Here is a 21,637-nt window from a genome sequence, read left to right on the forward strand (position 1 = left end):
TCGGCGCCTAGCCGCCGCCCCCGAAGCCCCATCCCCTATACAATCCACACGCTTCATCGGAGTCCCCATGCCCACGCCCGCTTCCGCGCCCCAACCGCGTCCCTTTCTCCTTGCCTGTCCGGATTTGTCCGCCGAACGCTTGGGCAATACGGATACGCCCGGCGTCTGGCACTTTGACTCCGACATGCCGGGCAAGCACGTCATGCTGAGCGCGCTGATCCATGGCAACGAACTGTGCGGCGCCTGGGCGCTGAAGGAAGCGCTGGCGGCGGGGCTGCGCCCTCGCCGTGGCTCGCTGACCCTGGCGTTCTGCAACCTGGCCGCCTTTGACCGCTTCGACGCCCACAATTACGCCCCCGCGCGCTTTGTGGACGAAGACATGAACCGCGTCTGGAGCGACGACAAACTGGCCGTGCCGATCAGCCAGGAGCGCCGCCGCGCCGCCGAGATCCGCCCGTGGATAGCGCAGGCCGACTGGCTGCTGGACTTCCATTCGATGAGCAATTCCGACGTGCCGCTGCAATTGACCGGCATGGAAGCGCGCAATATCGAGCTGGCGCTGGCACTGGGCAACCCCGCCACCCTCATCGCCGACGCCGGCCATGCCGCAGGCGTGCGCATGCGTGACTATGGCCGGTTCGGCGAAGCGGGTGACAACGGCACCCGTTCCCTGCTGATCGAATGCGGCTTCCATGGCGCACCCGAAGCGCGTGGCGTGGCCATCGACCAGATGGCGCGTTTCCTGGTGGCAGCCGGCACGGTCGACGCCGAAGACATTCCGGGCGACTGGTTCGCACCCGGCGCTCCGGTGCAGCGCGCACTGCGCGTGACGCACGCCATCGCCGCCAAAAGCGCAGATTTCCGTTTCGCCGAGCCCTGGAAGGGCCTGGAAACGCTGGCCACCGCCGGCACCGTCATCGGTTGGTCCGAAGGCGAACCCGTCACGACGCCCTACGACAACTGCGTGCTGATCATGCCGTCCACCGCGAACCTGCGGCCCGGCGTGACGGTGGTCCGTCTGGCGCAGCCTATCGCCTGATCCAACGCCTGACTCAACACAAAGCAGCGCCCGCCAAAGAGGCGCCTTTCAGCACTACCGGCACTACCCATAACAATTAGGGAAAGACATGTCAGCCCAGGTATTCACTCGCAGCGCATTGCTCGCCTGTACGCTTGCCGCCTGTACGGCGGCGATGCAGGTCCAGGCCCAGTCCAAGCCGTCCACCCTGACGATCGGCCTGTCGTCCGAACCGACGTCGATGGACCCGCACTATCACCAAGCCACGCCGAACGATGCGATGACCTCGCACATGTTCGAGACCCTGGTGGGGCAGGACGCCAAGATGGACCTGATTCCGCGACTGGCGACGGCCTGGAAAGCGGTTGACGACCACACCTGGGAATTCACGCTGCGCGAAGGCGTCAAGTTCTCGAACGGCCAGCCTTTCACGGCGCAGGATGTGATCTTCACATTTTGCCGCGTGATGAACAACGAACAGTCGATCGGCGGCTCGTATCCCGCCATCATCCAGAAGTTCGCCGACGTGCAGGCGCGCGACGGCAACACGCTGGTCATCAAGACGCACAAACCCTACCCGCTGCTGCCCAACGACCTGACCCGCACCGCCATGCTGTGGAGCGGCATCGTCGAACATGGCCCCATCACCTTCGACCTGAAGAACAAGTGCGGCGTGACGGGCCCCTGGCCCACGGTCGCCGACTTCAACGGCGGCCGCGATGTGATCGGCACCGGTCCCTACACGCTGAAGAGCTACGTGAAGGGCACGGGCATTGAACTGACCCGCAATGAGGGCTACTGGGGCGACAAGCCGGCCTGGCAGGCCGTCAAGATGGTGCCGGTGCCCGCTGCGGGCCCGCGCCTGACGGGCCTCCTGGCCGGCGACTTCGATCTGATCGAAAACCCCGCCGCGCGCGACGTGAAGCGCATTTCGGAAACGCCGGGCTACGGCTACGTGATCACGCCGTCCGTGCGCGTGGTGTATTTCCAGTTTGACGTGGCGCGCAGCCCCAGCCCGACGGTCAAGGCCGCCGACGGCAAGAACCCCTTGCAGGATGTGCGCGTGCGTCGAGCCATTTCCATGGCCATCGACCGCAAGACCATCGCCGCGCGTGTCATGGATGGGGCCGCCACGCCCGCCAACCAGTTCCTGCCCGACGGCATGTTCGGCACCCTGCGCCATCCGCCTGAACTGAAGTACGACCCGGAGGGCGCCAAGAAGCTGCTGGCCGAAGCCGGCTACCCCAACGGCTTTGAACTGACCATCTCGTCCACCAACGACCGCTACATCAACGACGCCCAGATCTCACAGGCCGTTGCCCAATACCTGTCGCGCGTGGGCATCAAGACCACCGTCGATGCCATGACGCGCTCGGTGTATTTCCCCAAGCGTGCCAAGCGTGAATTCAGCTTCGCGATGGGCGGCTGGTCGTCGGAAACCGGCGAGGCCTCGTCTTTCCTACAATACTGGGTTACCCGGTTCGACAAAGAGCATGGCCTGGGCACCAGCAACTACGGCGGTTACGACAATCCCGAGTTCGACAGCGTGTTCAAGCGCGCGCTGGTGACCGTGGACCCGGCCGAGCGGGAAAAGCTGCTGCAACAGTCCCTGACCCTTGCACTGGCCGACCTGCCCAACATTCCCCTGCACTTTGAAAGCAGCATCTGGGCGTTCAAGAAGGGACTGGTCTACGAAGGCCGGGCCGATCAATACACCCTGGCCATGTCGGCCAAGCCCGCCAAGTAAGCACGCGGCGCCCGCAAACCCTGAGCCCACCAAGGAAATCATCACGTGGCCTTGTTCATCCTACGCAGACTGATACAGAGTCTGTTCGTGCTGCTGGCCGTTTCGGTCGTGGTCTTCTTCGCGGTGTATGCCGTGGGCGACCCGATCGAACTGCTGGTCAGCCCCGAAGCCAGCCAGGCCGCCCGCGAGGCGATGATCGCCCGCCTGGGCCTGGATTTGCCCGTGTGGCAGCAATACACGGGGTTCCTGTGGCGCGCACTGCACGGCGATCTGGGCACGTCCTTCGTGCACGGCATCCCCGCGGTCGAACTGATCGTGCAACGCATTCCCGCCACGTTCGAGCTTGTCTTCGTGGCCATCATGCTGACCTGTGTGGTCGGCATCCCGCTGGGGCTGGTTGCCGGCCTGTACCGCGACGACTACCTGGGCCGCGGCATCATGGCGTCGTCCGTGCTGGGGTTTTCGCTGCCGAACTTCTGGCAAGGCATGATGCTGATCCTGCTGTTCGCCGTCTGGCTGGGCTGGCTGCCCGCCACCGGGCGCGGCGACACGGTCACGGTGCTGGGCGTGCGGCTGTCCATCCTGACCGCCGACGGCTGGTCGCACCTGATCATGCCGGCCATCAATCTGGCGCTGGCCAATATCGCGCTGGTGCTGCGCCTGACCGCCTCCGGCGTCGTCGAGGCCCGCAGCCAGGACTACGTGAAGTTCGCGCGTGCCAAGGGCGTCAAGCCCGGCCGCATCGTGCGCCGCCACATCCTGCGCAACATCCTGATCCCGGTCGTCACGGTGATCGGCATGGAATTCGGCAGCCTGATCGCCTACTCCACCATCACCGAGACCGTGTTCGCGTGGCCCGGCATGGGCAAGCTGCTGATCGATAGCGTCTACCAGCTGGACCGCCCCGTGGTGGTCGCGTACGTGATGCTGGTCACCCTGATCTTCGTGGTCATCAACCTGGTTGTGGACATCCTGTACGCCGCGCTCGACCCGCGTGTGCAGCTCGTGACCCCCGCTCAATAATCCGCCATGGCTAACTCCCCCAATCCCGGCCGCACCCGCACCGTCCAGCCCCTGGCTGAGACGCCGCAGCGCGCCTCCATCCTGAAGAAACTGCGCGCGCGCCCCACGGTGCGCGGCTCCGCGATCGCGCTGGCCGTCCTGGTCGTGCTGGTGCTCTTCGCGCCGTACTTCGCGCCGCAAAACCCGTATGACCTGGCCAATCTGTCGCTGATGGACGGCCGTCTGGCGCCACGCCAGGCGCTGATGGACGGCAGCATCGCCTGGCTCGGCACCGATGACCAGGGCCGCGACATGCTCAGCGCCATTCTGTATGGCCTGCGAATCAGCCTGATGGTGGGCCTGTCCGCCGTCGTGCTGGCCACCGCCGTCGGCGGCGCGGTCGGCCTGATCGCCGCCTATGTCGGCGGCCTGGTCGATACCGTGCTGATGCGCATTGTCGACTTCATCCTGGGCTTTCCGACCATCCTGGTGGCGCTGGTGCTGCTGGTGGTGCTGGGGCGCGGGGTGGACAAGGTGATCCTGGCGCTGGTGCTGGTGCAATGGGGCCACTACGCCCGCATCATGCGCAGCCGTGCCCTGCAAGAGCGCCGCAAGGAATATGTGGAAGCCGCCGCCAATCTGGGCTATCCGGCCTGGCGCATCATGGTTTATCACCTGCTGCCCAACTGCCTGGGTCCGGTGATGGTGTTCGCCACCATCCAGATCGCCACCGCCATCGCGCTGGAAGCCACCCTGTCGTTCCTGGGCGTCGGCGTGCCGATCACCGAACCGTCGCTGGGCCTGTTGATCTCCAACGGCTTCCAATACCTGTTGTCGGGCGACTACTGGATCAGCCTGTTCCCAGGCATTGCCCTGCTGCTGCTGATCCTTTCCATCAATATCGTGGGTGACCGCCTGCGTGAAAGCCTAGATCCGCGACGAGCATGAGCGAAATTCTTCTTGAGGTGCGCGGCCTGCGCACCGCATTCCATACTGAAGCCGGCGCGTACCTGGCGGTCGACGGCGTCGACCTGACGGTGCGCCGCGGCGAAATCGTCGGCCTGGTCGGCGAATCGGGTTCCGGCAAGTCCGTCACGGGCTTCTCGCTGCTGGGTCTGATCGACCCGCCCGGGGAAGTCGTGGACGGCGAAGTGAAGTTCAAGGGCAACGACCTGCGCAAGCTCACGGAAGAGCAGATGCGGCAGTTGCGCGGCAACCGCATCGCCATGATCTTCCAGGATCCGTTGATGACGCTGAACCCGGTGCTGCGCATCGGCGAACAGATGATGGAAGCCATCCTGACGCACGAAAACGTGCCGCGCGCCGAAGCGGAGGAACGCTGCCGCGAGGCGCTGGCCATGGTGGGCATTCCCTCGCCCGAAACGCGCCTGAAAAGCTATCCGCACGAATTCTCGGGCGGCATGCGTCAGCGCGTGGCGATCGCGATCGCCATGCTGAACAAGCCCGACCTGATCATCTGCGACGAGCCCACCACCGCGCTGGACGTCACCATCCAGGGCCAGATCCTCTACCGCATGCAAGAGATCTGCCGCGAGCACAACACGGCGCTGATCTGGATCACCCACGATCTGGGCGTCGTGGCCGAACTGGCCGACCGCGTGGCCGTGATGTATGCCGGCCGCATCGTTGAAAGCGGCCCGGTCGAACAAGTGCTGGAGTCGCCGCGGCACCCTTACACCAAGGGCCTGCTGGATTCGATGCCTGGCGCCACGCAACCCGGCGCGCGTCTGCACCAGATCAACGGCATGGCGCCCAGCCTGGCCGGCCGTCCGTCGGGCTGTGCGTTCCGTCCGCGCTGCGCCAAGGCGGTCACGCGCTGCACCGAACAAGCCCCCTCCGTCACCACTGAAGGTTCGCGCAGCTACCGCTGTTACGTGCCGATCGCCCGCGAGGCACGAGAAGCATGAGCCAAGCCGATACCCCCGTCATCGAACTCAAGAACGTCCACAAGCGCTTCGAGCAACGTCCTGACCTGGCCCAACGCATCCTGGCCCTGGGCGGCCGCCCCATCGACCGCCGCACGGTATACGCCGTCAATGGCGTCGACCTGTCCATCAAGCGCGGCGAAGTGGTCGGGCTGGTGGGCGAGTCCGGCTGCGGCAAGTCCACGCTGGGCCGCGTCGTGGCCGGCCTGCACCGCCAGACCGAAGGCGAACTGCTGTACCAAGGCCAGGACGCCGTGCGCCTGCGCGGCGCGGAAAAGCTGGCCTACACGCTGGGCGTGCAGATGATCTTCCAGGATCCGCAGGCCTCGCTGAACCCGCGCCAGCGCCTGCGACAGATCCTGGGCGAATCGCTCAAGGTGCACAAGCTGGCCCCGCCGGCCGAGATTCCCGGCCGCATCGACCAGGCGCTGAAGGAAGTGGGCCTGGACGCCGAATACCGTGACCGTTTCCCGCACCAGATCTCGGGCGGCCAGCGCCAGCGCATCGGCATTGCCCGCGCGCTGATGGTGGCGCCGAAGTTCCTGGTCTGCGACGAACCGGTGGCCGCGCTGGACGTGTCGATCCAGGCGCAGGTCATCAACCTGTTCATGGACTTGCGCGAACAGCACGGCTTCACCTACCTGTTCATCAGCCACGATCTGGGCGTGGTCAAGCACATCTCGGATCGCGTGGCGATCATGTATCTGGGCAAGATCGTGGAAATTTCCACGTCGGCCGAGATCTTCGCACGTGCCAATCACCCCTACACCCAGGCCTTGATGGCCGAAGTGCCGGACGTGGCCCGCCGTGGCCGCAAGTTCACGCCGATCAAGGGTGAGATCCCGTCGCCGCTGAACCCGCCCTCGGGCTGCACCTTCAATCCCCGTTGCCCCCACGCCATGCCACGATGCCGCGAGCAGGCGCCGGTCCTGAAAGAAATCTCGGCAGGCCATTGGTCGGCCTGTCACCTGAACGAAGCGAGCGCCTGATGAAACCCTCCGACATGTCCAACGTGGACCGCATCGCCATCGAAATGGGCCATGCGGGCCGCAACACCATTCAGTACATCGACGAAGACCGAAATTCGGATCGTCCGTTCAAACTGCAAACATACCGCCCCTACGGCTACACCCCCGACCGTCCGGTGGTCATCGTGCAGCACGGCGTGCTGCGCAACGGCGATGAATACCGCGACTTCTGGGTAGAAGCCGCCGACAAGCACAAGCTGCTGATCGTGGCGCTGACCTTCTCCAACGAAATCTGGCCCGGCGTCGAAAGCTACAACAACGGCCGCGTGTTCTCGGCTGGCGGCAATCCGCGCCACATCGATGGCTGGACCTACGCGCTGGTCGGCAATGTCATCAAGGACATGATCGACGGTGAAATCACCGACGGCAAGAACGTCTATCTGTTCGGCCATTCGGCCGGCGGCCAGTTCGTGCACCGCCTGATGAGCAGCCAATCGCATGCGCCGTTCAAGGCAGTCACCGCCGGAAATCCGGGCTGGTACACGCTGCCCACGTTTGACCTGCCCTACCCCGAAGGCATGGACGGCGTGGGCATGACCGAAGAGCACCTGGTCAAGCTGCTGGCCTACCCCATGACCATCCTGGCGGGCGATCAAGACATCGCCACGGACGACCCCAACTTGCCGTCCGAACCTGCCGCCATGCGCCAGGGGCCGCACCGCTTCGCACGCGCGCAGAACTACTTCGAGTTCGGCCGCAAAGAAGCCGAACGCCGTGGCGTGCCGTTCGGTTGGACGCTGCAAGTGGTGCCTGGCATCGGCCACGATGGCCGCGCCATGTCGGCCGTCTGCGCCAGCCTGTGGTTTGACGGCAAGATGCCCGACGACGCCGAGCTGGCCCGTCTGGCCGGCCAGCAAGTCGCTTGATCGCCATCCCCATTTCTCCGCTGCTGAACACCGATACCGCCATGTCCAATACTCAAAGCACTGAACAGATCGTCGCCGGCATTCAAGGCTGGCTGCAATGCGAATCGCCGTCTAACTTTCCCGACGGCATCGCAGCAATGGCCCGCATCATCGCCGACTACGCCGCGGCCGCCGGCCTGACGGTGGAACTGTCGTCGCTGGGCCCCACCACGGGCCCGTTGCTGTATGCCACCAACCGCGCGCCCGGCGACACCCGCCCCGGCATCCTGATCCTGGCGCACATGGACACGGTGCATCCGGTCGGCACCTTGCTGGAGAACCCGGTGCGCATCGACGGCGACCGCCTCTACGGTCCCGGCAGCTATGACATGAAGGCCGGTATCTACCTGGCGCTGACGGCGCTGGCTGGCGTGGCCCGCCCGGGCGCGACGCAGTTGCCTGTGGACTTCCTGGTGGTGCCCGACGAGGAAACCGGCAGCCACGCTTCGCGCGTGCATATCGAACGCTTCGCCGCCAACGCCAAGTACGCGCTGGTCTGCGAACCCGCCCGCCCCAACGGCGGCAAATGCGTGACGGCCCGCAAGGGCACGGGCATGCTGAACCTGAACGTGAAGGGCCGCCCGGCGCACGCCGGCATGCAGCACGAGAAAGGCCGCAGCGCGATCCGTGAAATGGCGCATCAGGTACTGGCGCTGGAAGCGATGACCGACTACGACCGTGGCATCACGGTCAGCGTCGGCACGATCGCCGGCGGCACGGTCACCAACACCGTCCCGGCACTGTGCCGTTGCGTGGTGGACTTCCGCGTACCCGACATGGGTGCCGCCGAAGACGTGCTGCGCCGCATGCGCGAATTGTGCGCCGTGGGTCCGGATGTGGAACTGGATATCAACGTCGAACTGAACCGTCCGCCGATGGTGAAGACCGATGCCGCCGCCGCCCTGCTGGCGCTGGTGCAAGGCTATGCGGATCGAGCAGGATTCCTGCTGGAAGACGCGCCGATGACCGGCGGCGGCAGCGACGCGAACTTCACGTCGGCGATGGGCATTCCGACGTTGGACGGTCTTGGCGCCGACGGAGACGGGGCGCATACGTTGAATGAATATATTCTGGTGTCGACGCTGGAGCAGCGGTTGAAGTTCTGGGAATTGTTGCTTCGGGAATTGGTTTGAGTTCTTTTGTGGCGGTGGTGGTTTTTTAGACGCCCGTCACCATAATGGGTTACGCGCGATGGACGCCGCGTCCTCATGCCCGATTTGCCGCGCTCCACCCATCCTACGACTCACGATCAGCCGGATCGCATCGACAGTCTTCCTATTAGACGGGTGGCGCGCGCGCAGGTCTGGCTACGCACACAGCTATCTGCCGCGCGCCGCCCGTCGCTCCACCCCACCCCGTGACTGCGGGGATCATTGGCAAACTGCTCTTCACCGGCGCGCAAGCGATCACTGCTCCGACGCCTCGACAGTGCGTATGCCGAATGCGGCCGCCCGCGCGGACGCATGAGGCGGGCAACGCAAATCTCGTCAGTAATCGGGAACCTAGCAGCGCGCGAACCAAGACGGCGCAGCTCGTCGCCGGGGTCGGGTGGGTGGCGCGCAACCTTGATGCGCCCGAGGGAATCTGAAGGCAGCGGCCGTAGGCCGCAACGAAGATGACGAGAGGGCAGTCCGGAGCGAACGCTCCGGACCGCAATCGTGGGCGCGCGCCACCCACCCGACCCCGGCGACGAGCGTCCCACGAAGAGCTAAAGCCCCCCGACGAAGACCCGACCCAGATCCCACAAAGATCTAAAGCCCCCCCCCACGAAGACCCGACCCAGATCCCACAAAGATCTAAAGCCCCCCAAACGAAGCCCCCACGCAGATCCCCCGCCCCGCCCCCACAATCGCCTAGAATCCCCCCAATCCCAGTCCAGAACCCCTGCCATGTCCGCCGCACCCGCACTTCAAAGCGCCATCGCCTACGGCCTTGCCACTCTTGCCGCCGACGGCACCATTCTTGATACCTGGTATCCGCGTCCGTCGCTGGCCGATTACACCCCTGCCGGCGGCACCCGGCATCTGACGCCTGAAGAGGCACGCGCCGCGCTTGGCGAGCACGTTCCCACGGCCCTCATCCGGGACACCCGCCGCAAAGTCGACATCGTCGCCGTCCGCACCGCGATCCCCTCGCTAGCCGAGCCGCCTGCCGACGCGCACGACGCCTATCTGCGGCTGCATCTGCTCAGCCACCGCCTCATCCGCCCCCACGACGCCAACTTGGACGGCTTGTTCGGCGTGCTGGCCAACGTCGCGTGGACGTCCGTCGGCCCCTGCGCGGTGGATCAGGTCGACGCCCTGCGTTGGCAACTGCGCGCCACCGGCCAGACCCTGGAAATCCGTGGCATCGACAAGATCCCGCGCATGACCGACTACGTCGTGCCCAGCGGTGTCCGCATCGCCGATACCGCGCGCGTGCGCCTGGGCGCGCACCTATCGCCTGGCACCACCGTGCTGCATGAAGGGTTCTGCAATTTCAACGCCGGCACGCTGGGCGCATCGATGGTCGAAGGCCGCATCAGCGCGGGCGTCATCGTCGACGACGGCAGCGACATCGGCGGCGGCGGCGGCGCGTCCATCATGGGCACCATGTCCGGCGGCGGCAAGCAGGTCGTCTCCATCGGCAAGCGCTGCCTGCTGGGCGCCAACTCCGGCATCGGCATTTCGCTGGGGGACGACTGCGTGGTGGAGGCTGGCTGCTACGTCACCGCCGGCACGCGCGTGCTGACCCCGGAAGGCGCGGTGGTGAAGGCCGCGGCGCTGGCCGGCCAGCATGGCCTGCTGTTCCGCCGCAATTCGCAGACCGGAGCGGTCGAAACGATTGTGCGCACCGCTGCCTGGGGCACCTTGAACCCCGCGCTGCACGCGGGGCACTGAATGGAAAAGGGCCGCTGACAGCGGCCCTTTTTCATCTGGGAACAGCCAGCGCACTCAGCGCCGCTGGGGACCATGCCCCGATCAGGCGTATTCCGCCGCCTGCCCCAACTGGTCGTATACCAGGTTTACCAACAGATCCGAGCTGAGAATGCGCGTGGCCAGGCACGAGAACACCGTCTTGCCGCTGTCGTTTTGCAGCGTGATCGTTTCAGTCCAGTCGTTCAGGTCGATGCGCTTGAGCGATTCATACGGCCAGGTGTCGCCACCGATGTGCAGGCCTTCGGCAGACAAAGCCAGTTCCTGCGTTTCCAGAGCGGGGAAATCGCCCGCCTTGATATAGCGGAACGGAACGCGCGCGCCATCGGCAATCATGGCTTCCAGCACCGGCAGGCGCTGTTCGACATAGCGCGAACGGAACGCATCCATGAACTTGCTGAATTCACTGACGCCGCTGGACACCACGGTCCAGTCCTGCGCCGCTTCGGTGCGATAGGCAAAGCTGTTGACCCGGTCTGCCTCCGCGTCCGAACCGGAGGCGAACAGGCAAAGATCCTGGATGTCCGCGAATGCGGCGTAACTGCGGGTGTCGCCTTGCTGGCTAACCACGCCCTTGTCATGCAATTCAAAGCGTTCCGGGGCGCTCCCCCTGTGCGTAAACACCGCCAATGCGTCAGAGGCCTGCGGGGTTTGGCTATTAGTCATGCAACTTCCTTATTGAGTTGGGGTGCTTTCGCGGCCCAGGACGTCGCAAAGTCATGCGACACGCATTCTCCCCTATATGGGCAATACGTGCTTGATGACCCTAATTTATGGGGCTTTCCGGCCTATCCGGCCGCTTTTTCATCGGCCCGTCATGCGCCCGGCGGAATCGGCGCGAAAGGATAGTGCATGACATCGCCACGCGCTGCGATGATCGCCGTGGCCTCCGGCACCTCTTCCCAGGCACCTGGCATCTCGGTCAGCGGCTCCGACAACAGCAGAAAGGCGTCCTCGTCCAACGCGGCAATTTGCGGATCTTCGGGATAAAGCTCGCGCAGATGCCGCACGCAGGTGTTGTGAAACAACGTGCGCGAATCGGCCTCACTGGAATAGCGCACGGCGATCAGGCGTTCACCATCCAGCGCGCAGACCGTCATGTTGATGGGATGCGTCACGCCGTGACGCCGCCCCGTTTCCTCCACCGCCCCCACCATGCGGGCCAACGCCGGTATCGGGTCTTCCTCCAGACCAAACGTCAGGGCCAGCAAGAACATCACCTCGGAATCCGTGGACCCTTCCAGCGAACCGAAATATGCCGGCGCGATCATCAGCATCAGATCACGGCGCAACAGGGGATAGTCGCGAATCACGCCGTTGTGCACGAACAGCCATTGCCCGTGGCGAAACGGATGGCAGTTGGTTTCCTGCGCGGGCGTATCGGTGGCCGCGCGGATGTGCGCCACGAACAAGGGCGCATGGATCGCGCGCGCCGCCTCGCGCAGATTGCGGTCGTTCCACGCGGGATGCACGCTGCGGTAACGGAACGGTGGTTCAGCCGGGCGGCCATTCGCGGGACGGCCATACCAGCCCAGGCCAAAGCCGTCGCCGTTGGTCGTGGTGGCGCCCAGGCGCGCATGCAGGCTCTGGTCGATCAGGGAGTGCTTCGCCTTGAACAGCACGCTCTCCATCTGCAAGGGACTACCGGTGTAAGCCAGCCAACGACACATGACGCGCTCCTTCAAGACAGTCCTGCCCAGTGTAGGAGCAGCCCGCAATTTTCTACAAGCGTGCATGCCCGCTCCCCGGCATAGTGGCCTTTTCCCAGTACCTGCCGGAACCTGCCCCGTGACCACGCCCTTATCCGTCCCCGCCCTGCAACAGGGTTTTTCCAGCGACAACATCGCGGGCGCCAGCCCGGAAGTGTTTGAGGCCCTGATGCGCGCCGGCGCCGGCCAAGCCCCGGCCTATGGCGCCGACGACGGCTCGTTGCGCGTGCAGCGCAAGCTGGCCGACATTTTTGAACACGACGTGGATGTGCTGCTGGTGCCCACCGGCACTGCCGCCAATTCGATCAGCCTGGCCGCATTGACCCCGCCCTGGGGAGCCGTGCTGTGTCACACACAGGCCCACATCGCCAATGACGAATGCGGCGCCCCGGAGTTCTACACGCATGGCGCGCGCTTGAAGCTGCTGGGCGGTGACGCCGCCAAGATCGATCCCGTGGAACTTGCCGTCGAGGCCCGCCGCAAAGTGGGTGACGTCCATTCCGTCCAACCCTCCTGCGTCAGCATCACCCAGGCCACCGAGACCGGCGCCGTCTACACGCTGGATGAAATCAACGTCATCGGCGGCATCTGCCGCGACGCCGGCCTGCCGCTGCACATGGACGGCGCGCGCTTTGCCAATGCGCTGGTCAGCCTGGATTGCACACCGGCGGAAATGACATGGAAGGCCGGAGTTGAGATCCTGTCGTTCGGCGCCACCAAGAACGGCGTACTGGGCGCCGAAGCCATCGTGCTGTTCAATCCGGCACGGGCCCGCGAACTGGAATTCCGACGCAAGCGCGGCGGCCATCTGTTCTCGAAGATGCGGTTGCTGTCGGCGCAACTGGAAGCCTATCTGGACAACAATCTGTGGCTGCGCAACGCCCGCCAGGCCAACGCCATGGCCGCCCGGCTAGCCGCCGGCATGCAAGGGCTGCCGGGCGTGACATTGCAAGGCACGGTCGACGCCAACATCCTGTTCTGCCAATTGCCTGCCCAGGCCATCGAAGGCCTGCTGGCCGACGGCTTCCGCTTCTATCACGACCGCTGGGGCCCTGGCGTCGTGCGCCTGGTGACGTCGTTCGCGACGCAAGAGCAGGACGTGGACCACTTCCTGGCGGCGTTGCGCGCCCGGGTCTCTTAACGTCCATCCTGCCGTGCCAGCCGGCGGCCTATGCCGCGGGCTGGTACGCCGAAGGCGGTGCGCCGTAGGCCATGCGGAAGGCGCGGTTGAAGTGGCTCTGGTCATAGAACCCCACATCCGCCGCCACCTGGGCCACCGACACCCGCGCGGTAGCCAGCGACGCGCAGGCGCGCTCCAAGCGCAAACGCACCAGCCACGCATGGGGCGTCAGGCCAGCGGAATGCGTGAAACGCCGCAAGAACTGAAAGCGGCTCAAGCCGCACAGGCGGGCCAGGTCATCCAGGGCGATCTTCTCGCACAGGTGCGCCTGGCAATAGTCGCGCACGGCACCCAGATGCAGCGCAGACAGGCCGCCCTTGATGATTTCAGGCTGCACGGCGCCCGTGCGCGAGAACAAGGCGCCCATCAGTGCCAGCGACTGCGACTCCTGCGCCAGCGGCTCATCCGGCCCGCCTGACATCCACACGCTATGCAACGCCATGAAACGGGCAGCCAGCGCGGCATCTTCCACCAGGGTGCCGAAGAAGCGCTCGTCGGCCGCAGCCCCCGACACCTCTTCAAGAAACCCCCGCATCAGCTCGGCCGACAGACGAAACGTCTTCAGCGTGTAGGACGCGCCATAGTCATCGACGCCTGCACCGTCATGGATCTCGCCGGGCGGCATCAGGGCGACGCCTCCAGGGCCCAGCAGGATGCTCTTGCCCCGAAATCGCTGGCGCTGCACGCCCTGCGTCACCAGGCCGATGTGATAGTCCACATGGTAATGACGGTCGAATTGGAATTCGCTGAACCGCGCCTGGCCCAGCACCAGCCCCGGGGTGCCAGGCACCGGGCGATATTGGACGTCGTCTTTCATGGCATCGGCCCCCGCGCGTTACTTCTTCAACAGCGCCTTCAACATCGCCATGCGCTCCTTGGGATTCATGGCGGCAGTCGCTTCGTCTTCCTGCACCCGCACATCACCCAGGCCCATCTCTTCGATGAAGCGCGAGGGTTCCCGCACGAGATCCTCGCGGGCGCGGCGGCGGCGCTTGCACCAGCTCAGGTTCAGGCTGCGTTGTGCGCGCGTGATGCCCACATACATCAGCCGGCGCTCTTCCTGGATGCGCGTGGCCAGGTTCTCGGCCGCGCGCGCCGGGTCGCCGACTTCGTCGTCCTTGCCCAAGTGCGGCAGCAGCCCCTCTTCCACGCCCGCCAGATATACGTGCGGATACTCCAGCCCCTTGGAGGCATGCAAGGTCGACATCTTGACGGCATCGGGCTCGTCTTCTTCGCCGCGCTCCAACATGGTGACCAGCGCCACGTGCTGCACCAGGTCGAAGAGCGTCATATTGTCTTCTTCGGCCTTGCGCTTGAGCCAGCCCGTCAATTCCAGCACGTTCTGCCACCGTGTCTGCGCGGGACGCTCCTCGAACAATTCAAACAGATGGCGTTCGTATTGAATCGCTTCCACCAGGTCGTCCAGGATGACGCCCGCGGGTTCGGCGGGTGCCGCATCCTTGCCCGAGGCCGCGCCACGCCCGGCACGCCATTGCATGCGGCGGATGAACTCGGCAAAGGTGCGCAGCGGGTCCAGCTGGCGCGGCGCCAGCTGGCTTTCCAGGCCGGTTTCGGCCACGGCCGCCAGCAGCGAGATTTCGCGCGCGGCCGCATACTGGCCCAGCACCTGCAAGGTCGCCTGGCCGATACCGCGCTTGGGCGTGGTGGCGGCGCGAATGAAGGCGGGGTCGTCGTCGTCGTTGGCCAACAAGCGCAGATACGACAGCACGTCGCGCACTTCGGTCTTGTCGAAAAAGCTCTGCCCGCCCGAGATCGTGTATGGAATCTTCAGGTTGCGCAGCGCCTGCTCCAGAATGCGCGACTGATGGTTGCTGCGGTACAGGATGGCAAAATCCTTCCACTGCGCCTGGCGCTCGAAGCGCGAGGCCGACACCTTCATGGCGATGGATTCCGCTTCCTGCTCTTCGCCATCCATCGCCGACACCAGGATCGGTTCGCCCACCCCGAGGTCCGACCACAGCTTCTTCTCAAACAGCTTGGGATTCTTTTCGATGACCTGGTTGGCGGCAGCCAGAATGCGCTGCACGGAGCGATAGTTCTGCTCCAGCTTGATCAACTTGATGTTGGGGTAGTCGGTCGTCAGCTTGGCCAGATTTTCAATCGTGGCGCCGCGCCAGGCGTAGATCGCCTGGTCGTCGTCGCCCACCGCCGTGAACATGGCGCGCGAGCCCGTCAGCAACTGCACCAGTCGATACTGGCACACGTTGGTGTCCTGGTATTCGTCCACCAACAGGTAGCGCACCCGGTTCTGCCAGCGCGTGCGCACTTCCTCATTGCTGGCCAGCAGCAACGCGGGGATGCGGATCAAATCGTCGAAATCCACCGCCTGGTAGGCAGCCAGCGTGGCCGCGTAGCTGCGGTAGATGTTGGCGGCTTCCACGTCGCCCGGCGTGATGGCCTGGCTTGCCGCATCGTCCGGCTCCAGCAGCGCGTTCTTCCATAGCGAGATGATGCCCTGCACGTGGCGCAGGCGAGCCTTGTCGGTCGTGGCCAGCAGTTCCTGGATGATGGACATGGCGTCATCGGCATCCAGGATCGAAAACGTGGGCTTCAGGCCTGCATTGCGCGCCTCTTCGCGCAGCATCTTCACGCCCAGCGAGTGGAACGTGCTGATGATCAGGCCTTTGGACAGCTTGCGGTCCACCAAGGTTTTCACGCGCTCGTCCATCTCGCGCGCGGCTTTATTGGTGAAGGTCAACGCCACGACGTTGCGGCCCATGTAGCCGCATTCGCGCAACAGGTAAGCGATCTTCTGCGTGATCACGCGCGTCTTGCCGCTACCCGCGCCGGCCAACACCAGGCAAGGACCGTCCAGGTAGAGCACCGCCTCTTTCTGAGCGGGGTTCATGCCTTGACCAATGGATTCGCTTGCGGACATTTTGAGTGGGATCGTCATGCATCGCGATCGCCGCAATGCGGGTGCGGCCGCCGGGCACGGGACCCGCGGCCGCCCGTCAGCGGGCCGGTAATACGCGAAAAAATGGGGACGGGCGCAGCCGCCACAGCGGGCCTGCCGCGCCAGCGCGATAGAGGAAGAAGATCATAGAACAATCGGATCGATGACGCATCGGTAGACACCGAGGGTCAGATTTCCAGCGGATCGACTTCCAGCTGCCAGCGCACGCGCGCCTCGTTGGCGATATATGGCAAATGATGCGACCACGAGGCCAGGAACGCCTGCAAGGCCGGCCGGCTGCTGCTCTCGACCAGCAACTGCGCACGCTCGATATTGGCCACCCGCACCACACGCAGCGGCACCGGGTCATACAGCATGATGGCGTCCAGGCCCGGGAAGTCCGCCGCCCATTCACCTTCGGGCAGCACTCGCGCGCGCTCCAGGAAGGCCTGCGCCACCTTCAGCTCGCGCGCCTCGGCTGTCAGCAGCGCCTGGTAGACGAAAGGCGGCAAGCCGGTGCTTTCGCGCTCGTGCAGCGCGTGCCGCGCAAAGCCCGCGTAATCGTGGCGCAGCAGCGCCTGATACACCGGTTGTTCAGGGTAGCCGGTCTGAACCAGCACCTCGCCGTTGCCCTGGTGACGTCCCGCGCGACCCGCCACCTGCATCAGTTGCGCAAACAGGCGTTCCGGCGCACGGAAGTCGTGCGCGAACAGCATGGAATCGGAATTCAGCACGCCCACCAGCCCCAGTCGCGCAAAATCATGGCCCTTGGCCACCATCTGCGTGCCGACCAGGATATCGACCTCGCCCGCATGCACCGACGCGAACAGCGCCTCGGCGCTGCCCTTCTTGCGCGTGCTGTCAGCGTCGATGCGCAAGATGCGCGCGCCCGGAAACAGCTCGGCCAGATGTTCCTCTATACGCTGCGTGCCCCGGCCCATGGGCGCCAGATCCTGGTCGCCGCACTCCGGGCAGGCGTGCGGCACTGGCGCCTGATAGCCGCAATGGTGGCATTGCAGGCGATGGCCGCGGCCATCGGTACGATGCAGCACGGTGAAGGCCGTGCAACGCGGACAATTGCTGACCCATGCGCACGACTGGCAATGCAGTACCGGCGAGTACCCGCGCCGGTTCAGGAAAATCAGCGATTGTTCTTTGCGTTCCAGCCGTTGGCCAATGGCCTCCAGCAATTGCGGCGACATGCCGTGCTTCATCTGCAAGCGGCGCGTGTCCACCAGGCGCATGGAAGGCAGCGTGCTGGAGCGCGCACGCCCCGGCAGCGTCAGGCGCAAATAACGGCCGCGCTCGGCGTGTTGCCAGGTTTCCAGCGATGGCGTGGCCGAGCCCAGCACCACGGGAATGTTCAGGTCATGGGCTCGCCAGACGGCAAGGTCGCGCGCCGAATAACGCAGGCCGTCCTGCTGCTTGTAGGACGCATCGTGCTCTTCGTCCACCACGATCAGGCCAAGCTTGCTCAAGGGCGCGAAGATCGACATGCGCGTGCCCAACAGCATGCGGGCGTCCCCACGCTGCGCGCGGGCCCAGGACTGCAAGCGTTCCCCATCGGACAAACCGCTATGCATGACCGCCAGGCCATCAGCGCCCACCACTGCCTCCAGGCGCGCACGCAGCGCGCCTTCCAACTGCGGCGTCAGATTGATTTCGGGCACCATCAGCAGCACTTGGCGCCCCTGGGCCAGCACCTTTTCCGCCGCACGTAGATACACCTCGGTCTTGCCGCTACCGGTGACGCCATGCAGCAGCACGGGCTTGAAGCTCGTCAATGCGCCGATGGCGTCCACGGCCGCGCATTGCGCCTCGTTCAATTCCGGTGGCTGGTCGGCCTTGGCCGGTGCGCGCGCCGTCTTGCGCTTGCGATTGTCCAGCCGCGCCACCGGCCCGCCCGCCGACCGCTTGCCCTGATACGCGGTCGGTTTACGCAACGGCGGGGGCAAGGTCGGCAACATCACCTCGCCCAGGGGCCGCTGATAATAGTCCGCGGCAAAACGGGCCAGACGCAGCCAGTCTTCATCGAAGGGCGGCAAGTCGTCCAGCACCTGTTCGATGGGACGGATCTGCTTGGGGTCGAATGAGGGTTCGGCCGGATTCTCCACCACCACGCCAATCATCTTGCGCCGTCCGAACGGCACGATCACCCGCAATCCCACCGGAACCGGCGCGTCGCTGCGGTAATCGAAAGGGCCAGGCAAGGGCACGTCCAGCGCCACGCGCACCCAGCAGACGGCCGCCCCAGTCGTCATCGGCAGCGGGTCAGACATGGAGGCTTGGACGGGGCATGGCGCAAGAACGGCCCTGTGGATAACTTTGGGGAAAAGGCTGGGGCAACGTCAAGATTTGGAATAGGCGTAGATTGCGGACACTGTTGCAATCCGGTGGAAAACTTGGTTTTTGTCTTTTAAAACAAAAGCTTATATAAGCTTCCAAGATTGTAAACTAGCTTCTAAAGGGTTTTCCCCAAACAAAATCTTGCTGTGCACAAGTGCTTGTCGGGGTCCCCAAACTTCGGCCCTTCGGGCCGAAGCGTTCACTCACTTACCCCCTCAGCGAGCGGCTGTGTTGGTGGACTTCGTCGACCAATTCCGCTACGGCTTCCGGCGGCGTGAAGCGCGAAATACCGTGTCCCAGATTGAACACGTGGCCGCCCTTGCCCACCGGGCCGAAGGCGTCCATGACGCGGCGCGCTTCCGCGCGGATGGCGGACGCGCCGCCAAACAGCGCCATCGGATCCAGGTTGCCCTGGAAAGCCACCGAGTCGCCGGTGCGGCGGCGGGCCGCGGCCAGATCCACCGTCCAGTCCAAACCCACGGCATCGCAACCGCAAGCCGCGATCTGCTCCAGCCACTGGCCGCCGCCCTTCGTGAAGACAATGACCGGAACGCGCCGGCCTTCGTGTTCACGGGTCAGTCCCGCCACGACCTTCTTCGTATACGCCAGTGAAAATTGCTGGAACAGGCCATCGGCCAGCACGCCGCCCCAGCTGTCGAACAGCATGACGGCTTGCGCGCCCGCGGCGATCTGCGCGTTCAGGTATTGCAGCGTGGCTTCCGCGTTGATTTCCAGAATGCGGTGCAGCAAATCAGGACGCGAATACAGCATCGTCTTGATCAGGCGGTAGTCGTCGCTGCCCTGCCCTTCAACCATGTAGCACGCGATGGTGAAGGGGCTGCCGGCGAAGCCGATCAACGGCACCTTGCCGTCCAGCTCGCGGCGAATGACGCTAACCGCGTCAAACACATAGCGCAGCTTGTCCATGTCCGGCACGGCCAAGCGCGCCACGTCTTCTTCGGTACGCACCGGCCGGGCAAAGCGGGGACCCTCGCCTTCGGCGAAGTCCAGACCCAGGCCCATCGCGTGCGGCACCGTCAGAATGTCCGAGAACAGGATGGCCGCGTCCAGGTCAAAACGTTCCAGCGGCTGCAATGTGACTTCCATCGCGTAGTCCGGATTCTGAGCCAAGCCCATGAAAGAACCCGCGCGAGCGCGCGTGGCGCGGTACTCGGGCAGGTAACGACCCGCCTGGCGCATCAGCCAGATCGGGGTATAGGGCACGGGCTCGCGCAACAGCGAGCGCAAGAACACATCGTTCTTCAAACTGGAAGCAGACACGACTATCCTCGATGATCGGAAGCCCTGATTTTACTTCCCTAAGCTGACAAGGGGCGCGGGCGAGGTATCCACCTCTTGCCAAGGCGCAAGGCGCGTCCCTTTTTGCACCGATTCAACCAGGCGGATATCGCCGATACACCTGAAATGCCTGGTGCGTCGTCGCGCAAGCGACCAGGCAAGCCGGCGCTGCGCCTAGCGTTGCGAGTCATCGCTCAGCCTGCGATATGGGGCCGCACTGATGCCGTGTTTGCGCATCAGCGCCCAGAACGCACGCCGGTGCTTGCTGGATGCCCGCGCTGCTTGCGCCACGTTGCCGCCATGGCGCGACAAGGCCTGACGGATGTACTCGGACTCGAAGCCATCCACTATCCGCGCCTTGGCCAACCCGAACGCCTCTTGGGAACCCCTATCGTTTCGGTGGCGCAGGCCCGACAAGGCCTGCTCGACGACGTGCCTCGCCACGCGAGGCCGTTGGCCGGCCTGCTCCACAGCATCTGCTGGAACCTCCGGGGACAGATAAGCCACGCCCGGTTCTCGCAGCAGCCCGGGCGCCCGGCGCCAGGACGTGTGCCTGGTCAGGCGTTTCAAACGCACCCGCAGGCTTTCCAGACAGCAAGGCGGCGACATGAAATCCGCCGCGCCCAGATTCAGCAGGTCTTCAATGGCGGGCGCCTTCATGTCGTGAATGAGCAGCAGCACGGGCGTGGCCAGCGTGGCATGGGCTTCTTGCAGCGCCGTGCGCGCCCACGCCAGTGACGGTGGAGCGACGGGCAGGATGCAGTGGTCAAAGCGCTTGAGCACGACGGCCAACCTTGCCAGCGCCCGAACATCAGGCGCGGCAAGCCGCGCATCCCGTTGCGCCTCGAAAGGTTCGTCGGGACGCGCTCCCATCACCGGCAACGGCACCAGATGCAGCCGAACACGCGACAGGCGAGGTTGGTCCCGCGCGACCCAATCGCGCATGGCGCCTTCGTGGCCAGGGGCGAGCAACACCCCGCAATCCATGACTTCTCGCACGCTTCCCCCTTTGGCTCTGTAGGCAAAGTTGAAGGCTACTGTCGAGATACCGGAGCCGCCATTCGTAGTGAACGCATTGCGGTCACCCCCGTGCGCCGCGCACCGGCAGGCCGGCGGATAACGCGCAGGCATGAAAAAAGCGGCCAATGGCCGCTTTTTTCTTGTCCGGGGCGAACCCCGGGACACTGCTTTGCCGCTTAGTGCGAACGACCGCCTTGGCGCAGCTTGCGCGCCGCGATGGCTTGTGCAGCCAGCATGGCGAGTTCCGCTTCGACAACAGCGATGTCAGCCTTGTCCTTGGCGTTTGCCAGGGCCTGTTCGGCCTTTTGGCGCGCTTCCACGGCACGAGCTTCGTCCAGATCGGCGGCACGGATAGCCGTGTCGGCCAGAACCGTCACGCTGCCCGGCTGCACTTCCAGAATGCCCCCGGCGACGAAGATGTTTTCCTCGCCTTGGTCGGCACGAACGATCTTGACCGTCCCGGGGCGTATGCGCGAAATCAGCGGGGTGTGGCCGGGCAGAATGCCCAGTTCACCCGCTTCGCCAGGCAGCACCACGAACTTCGCCTCACCGGAGAAGATCGCTTCCTCTGCGCTAACGACATCCACATGCAGGGTAGCCATATC

The 21,637-nt window shown here is 64.9% G+C and carries 18 protein-coding genes; 10 read left to right on the forward strand and 8 right to left on the reverse strand.

Annotation, left to right across the window (positions count from 1 at the left end):
• Window positions 1-67 precede the first annotated feature (67 nt).
• From HV753_RS16025 to dapD, 9 genes are all read left to right on the forward strand, one after another.
• Window positions 68-1,039, forward strand: coding sequence for a M14 family metallopeptidase (locus HV753_RS16025; RefSeq protein ID WP_175175505.1), 972 nt, complete (start codon window positions 68-70; stop codon window positions 1,037-1,039).
• 88 nt (window positions 1,040-1,127) lie between these two features.
• Window positions 1,128-2,765 carry an ABC transporter substrate-binding protein gene (locus HV753_RS16030; RefSeq protein WP_175175506.1) on the forward strand — a complete coding sequence of 546 codons (1,638 nt, stop codon included), beginning with the start codon at window positions 1,128-1,130 and terminating at the stop codon, window positions 2,763-2,765.
• Window positions 2,766-2,810: 45 nt separating this feature from the next.
• Window positions 2,811-3,788, forward strand: a complete 978-nt coding sequence (locus HV753_RS16035) for an ABC transporter permease (protein ID WP_006227256.1) — start codon at window positions 2,811-2,813, stop codon at window positions 3,786-3,788.
• Between the two features lie 6 nt (window positions 3,789-3,794).
• Window positions 3,795-4,715 carry an ABC transporter permease gene (locus HV753_RS16040; protein ID WP_175175507.1) on the forward strand — a complete coding sequence of 307 codons (921 nt, stop codon included), beginning with the start codon at window positions 3,795-3,797 and terminating at the stop codon, window positions 4,713-4,715.
• Window positions 4,712-5,695: an ABC transporter ATP-binding protein gene (locus HV753_RS16045; protein WP_175175508.1), complete on the forward strand. Its 984-nt coding sequence runs from the start codon at window positions 4,712-4,714 to the stop codon at window positions 5,693-5,695. The genes HV753_RS16040 and HV753_RS16045 overlap by 4 nt, the downstream gene beginning before the upstream one ends.
• Window positions 5,692-6,702, forward strand: coding sequence for an ABC transporter ATP-binding protein (locus HV753_RS16050; RefSeq protein WP_175175509.1), 1,011 nt, complete (start codon window positions 5,692-5,694; stop codon window positions 6,700-6,702). Before HV753_RS16045 ends, HV753_RS16050 begins: the two co-directional genes overlap by 4 nt.
• Window positions 6,702-7,607, forward strand: coding sequence for an alpha/beta hydrolase family protein (locus tag HV753_RS16055; RefSeq protein WP_175175510.1), 906 nt, complete (start codon window positions 6,702-6,704; stop codon window positions 7,605-7,607). The genes HV753_RS16050 and HV753_RS16055 overlap by 1 nt, the downstream gene beginning before the upstream one ends.
• 41 nt (window positions 7,608-7,648) lie before the next feature.
• The gene (locus tag HV753_RS16060) at window positions 7,649-8,779 is read left to right on the forward strand and encodes a M20 family metallopeptidase (RefSeq protein WP_175175511.1); all 1,131 of its coding nucleotides are present in this window, start codon (window positions 7,649-7,651) and stop codon (window positions 8,777-8,779) included.
• Window positions 8,780-9,535: 756 nt separating this feature from the next.
• Window positions 9,536-10,525: a 2,3,4,5-tetrahydropyridine-2,6-dicarboxylate N-succinyltransferase gene (gene dapD / locus HV753_RS16065; protein WP_175175512.1), complete on the forward strand. Its 990-nt coding sequence runs from the start codon at window positions 9,536-9,538 to the stop codon at window positions 10,523-10,525.
• Window positions 10,526-10,606: 81 nt separating this feature from the next.
• Here the strand turns inward: dapD and HV753_RS16070 are convergent, their stop codons facing one another.
• Both HV753_RS16070 and HV753_RS16075 read right to left on the reverse strand, forming a co-directional pair.
• Window positions 10,607-11,227, reverse strand: a complete 621-nt coding sequence (locus HV753_RS16070; protein WP_175175513.1) for a hypothetical protein — start codon at window positions 11,225-11,227, stop codon at window positions 10,607-10,609.
• Window positions 11,228-11,376: 149 nt separating this feature from the next.
• Entirely contained in the window at window positions 11,377-12,231 is an 855-nt protein-coding gene (locus HV753_RS16075) for a class II glutamine amidotransferase (protein WP_175175514.1), read from the reverse strand.
• Between the two features lie 118 nt (window positions 12,232-12,349).
• Here HV753_RS16075 and HV753_RS16080 point away from each other — a divergent pair, with 118 nt between their 5' ends.
• On the forward strand, window positions 12,350-13,411 hold the full coding sequence (locus HV753_RS16080) for a threonine aldolase family protein (RefSeq protein ID WP_175175515.1): 1,062 nt from the start codon (window positions 12,350-12,352) through the stop codon (window positions 13,409-13,411).
• Between the two features lie 28 nt (window positions 13,412-13,439).
• On the opposite strand, the gene HV753_RS16085 is transcribed toward HV753_RS16080, so the two are convergent.
• The 6 genes from HV753_RS16085 to HV753_RS16110 form a co-directional block, all read right to left on the reverse strand.
• Window positions 13,440-14,267 (reverse strand): AraC family transcriptional regulator, encoded by an 828-nt coding sequence (locus HV753_RS16085; protein WP_175175516.1) that lies wholly within the window; start codon window positions 14,265-14,267, stop codon window positions 13,440-13,442.
• Window positions 14,268-14,285: 18 nt separating this feature from the next.
• On the reverse strand, window positions 14,286-16,349 hold the full coding sequence (locus HV753_RS16090; RefSeq protein ID WP_175176178.1) for a UvrD-helicase domain-containing protein: 2,064 nt from the start codon (window positions 16,347-16,349) through the stop codon (window positions 14,286-14,288).
• Window positions 16,350-16,555: 206 nt separating this feature from the next.
• Window positions 16,556-18,646: a primosomal protein N' gene (locus tag HV753_RS16095; protein ID WP_175175517.1), complete on the reverse strand. Its 2,091-nt coding sequence runs from the start codon at window positions 18,644-18,646 to the stop codon at window positions 16,556-16,558.
• A gap of 274 nt (window positions 18,647-18,920) precedes the next feature.
• A complete protein-coding gene (gene hemE, locus HV753_RS16100; protein ID WP_175175518.1) occupies window positions 18,921-19,994 on the reverse strand; it encodes a uroporphyrinogen decarboxylase in 1,074 nt (357 codons plus the stop codon).
• 192 nt (window positions 19,995-20,186) lie between these two features.
• Entirely contained in the window at window positions 20,187-20,987 is an 801-nt protein-coding gene (locus HV753_RS16105; protein ID WP_246288296.1) for a helix-turn-helix domain-containing protein, read from the reverse strand.
• A gap of 221 nt (window positions 20,988-21,208) precedes the next feature.
• On the reverse strand, window positions 21,209-21,634 hold the full coding sequence (locus HV753_RS16110; RefSeq protein ID WP_175175519.1) for a F0F1 ATP synthase subunit epsilon: 426 nt from the start codon (window positions 21,632-21,634) through the stop codon (window positions 21,209-21,211).
• Between the last annotated feature and the right edge of the window lie 3 nt (window positions 21,635-21,637).

Source organism: Achromobacter pestifer, assembly GCF_902859625.1.
Lineage (GTDB): Bacteria > Pseudomonadota > Gammaproteobacteria > Burkholderiales > Burkholderiaceae_B > Achromobacter > Achromobacter pestifer.

Coding starts and splice junctions, on each gene's coding strand:
- HV753_RS16025 (WP_175175505.1), top strand. CDS start 68: ATGCCCACGCCCGCTTCCGCGCCCCAACCGCGTCCCTTTCTCCTTGCC.
- HV753_RS16085 (WP_175175516.1), bottom strand. CDS start 14,267: ATGAAAGACGACGTCCAATATCGCCCGGTGCCTGGCACCCCGGGGCTG.
- HV753_RS16040 (WP_175175507.1), top strand. CDS start 3,795: ATGGCTAACTCCCCCAATCCCGGCCGCACCCGCACCGTCCAGCCCCTG.
- HV753_RS16095 (WP_175175517.1), bottom strand. CDS start 18,646: ATGTCTGACCCGCTGCCGATGACGACTGGGGCGGCCGTCTGCTGGGTG.
- HV753_RS16090 (WP_175176178.1), bottom strand. CDS start 16,349: ATGTCCGCAAGCGAATCCATTGGTCAAGGCATGAACCCCGCTCAGAAA.
- HV753_RS16055 (WP_175175510.1), top strand. CDS start 6,702: ATGAAACCCTCCGACATGTCCAACGTGGACCGCATCGCCATCGAAATG.
- HV753_RS16075 (WP_175175514.1), bottom strand. CDS start 12,231: ATGTGTCGTTGGCTGGCTTACACCGGTAGTCCCTTGCAGATGGAGAGC.
- dapD (WP_175175512.1), top strand. CDS start 9,536: ATGTCCGCCGCACCCGCACTTCAAAGCGCCATCGCCTACGGCCTTGCC.
- HV753_RS16050 (WP_175175509.1), top strand. CDS start 5,692: ATGAGCCAAGCCGATACCCCCGTCATCGAACTCAAGAACGTCCACAAG.
- HV753_RS16030 (WP_175175506.1), top strand. CDS start 1,128: ATGTCAGCCCAGGTATTCACTCGCAGCGCATTGCTCGCCTGTACGCTT.
- HV753_RS16045 (WP_175175508.1), top strand. CDS start 4,712: ATGAGCGAAATTCTTCTTGAGGTGCGCGGCCTGCGCACCGCATTCCAT.
- HV753_RS16070 (WP_175175513.1), bottom strand. CDS start 11,227: ATGACTAATAGCCAAACCCCGCAGGCCTCTGACGCATTGGCGGTGTTT.
- HV753_RS16060 (WP_175175511.1), top strand. CDS start 7,649: ATGTCCAATACTCAAAGCACTGAACAGATCGTCGCCGGCATTCAAGGC.
- HV753_RS16110 (WP_175175519.1), bottom strand. CDS start 21,634: ATGGCTACCCTGCATGTGGATGTCGTTAGCGCAGAGGAAGCGATCTTC.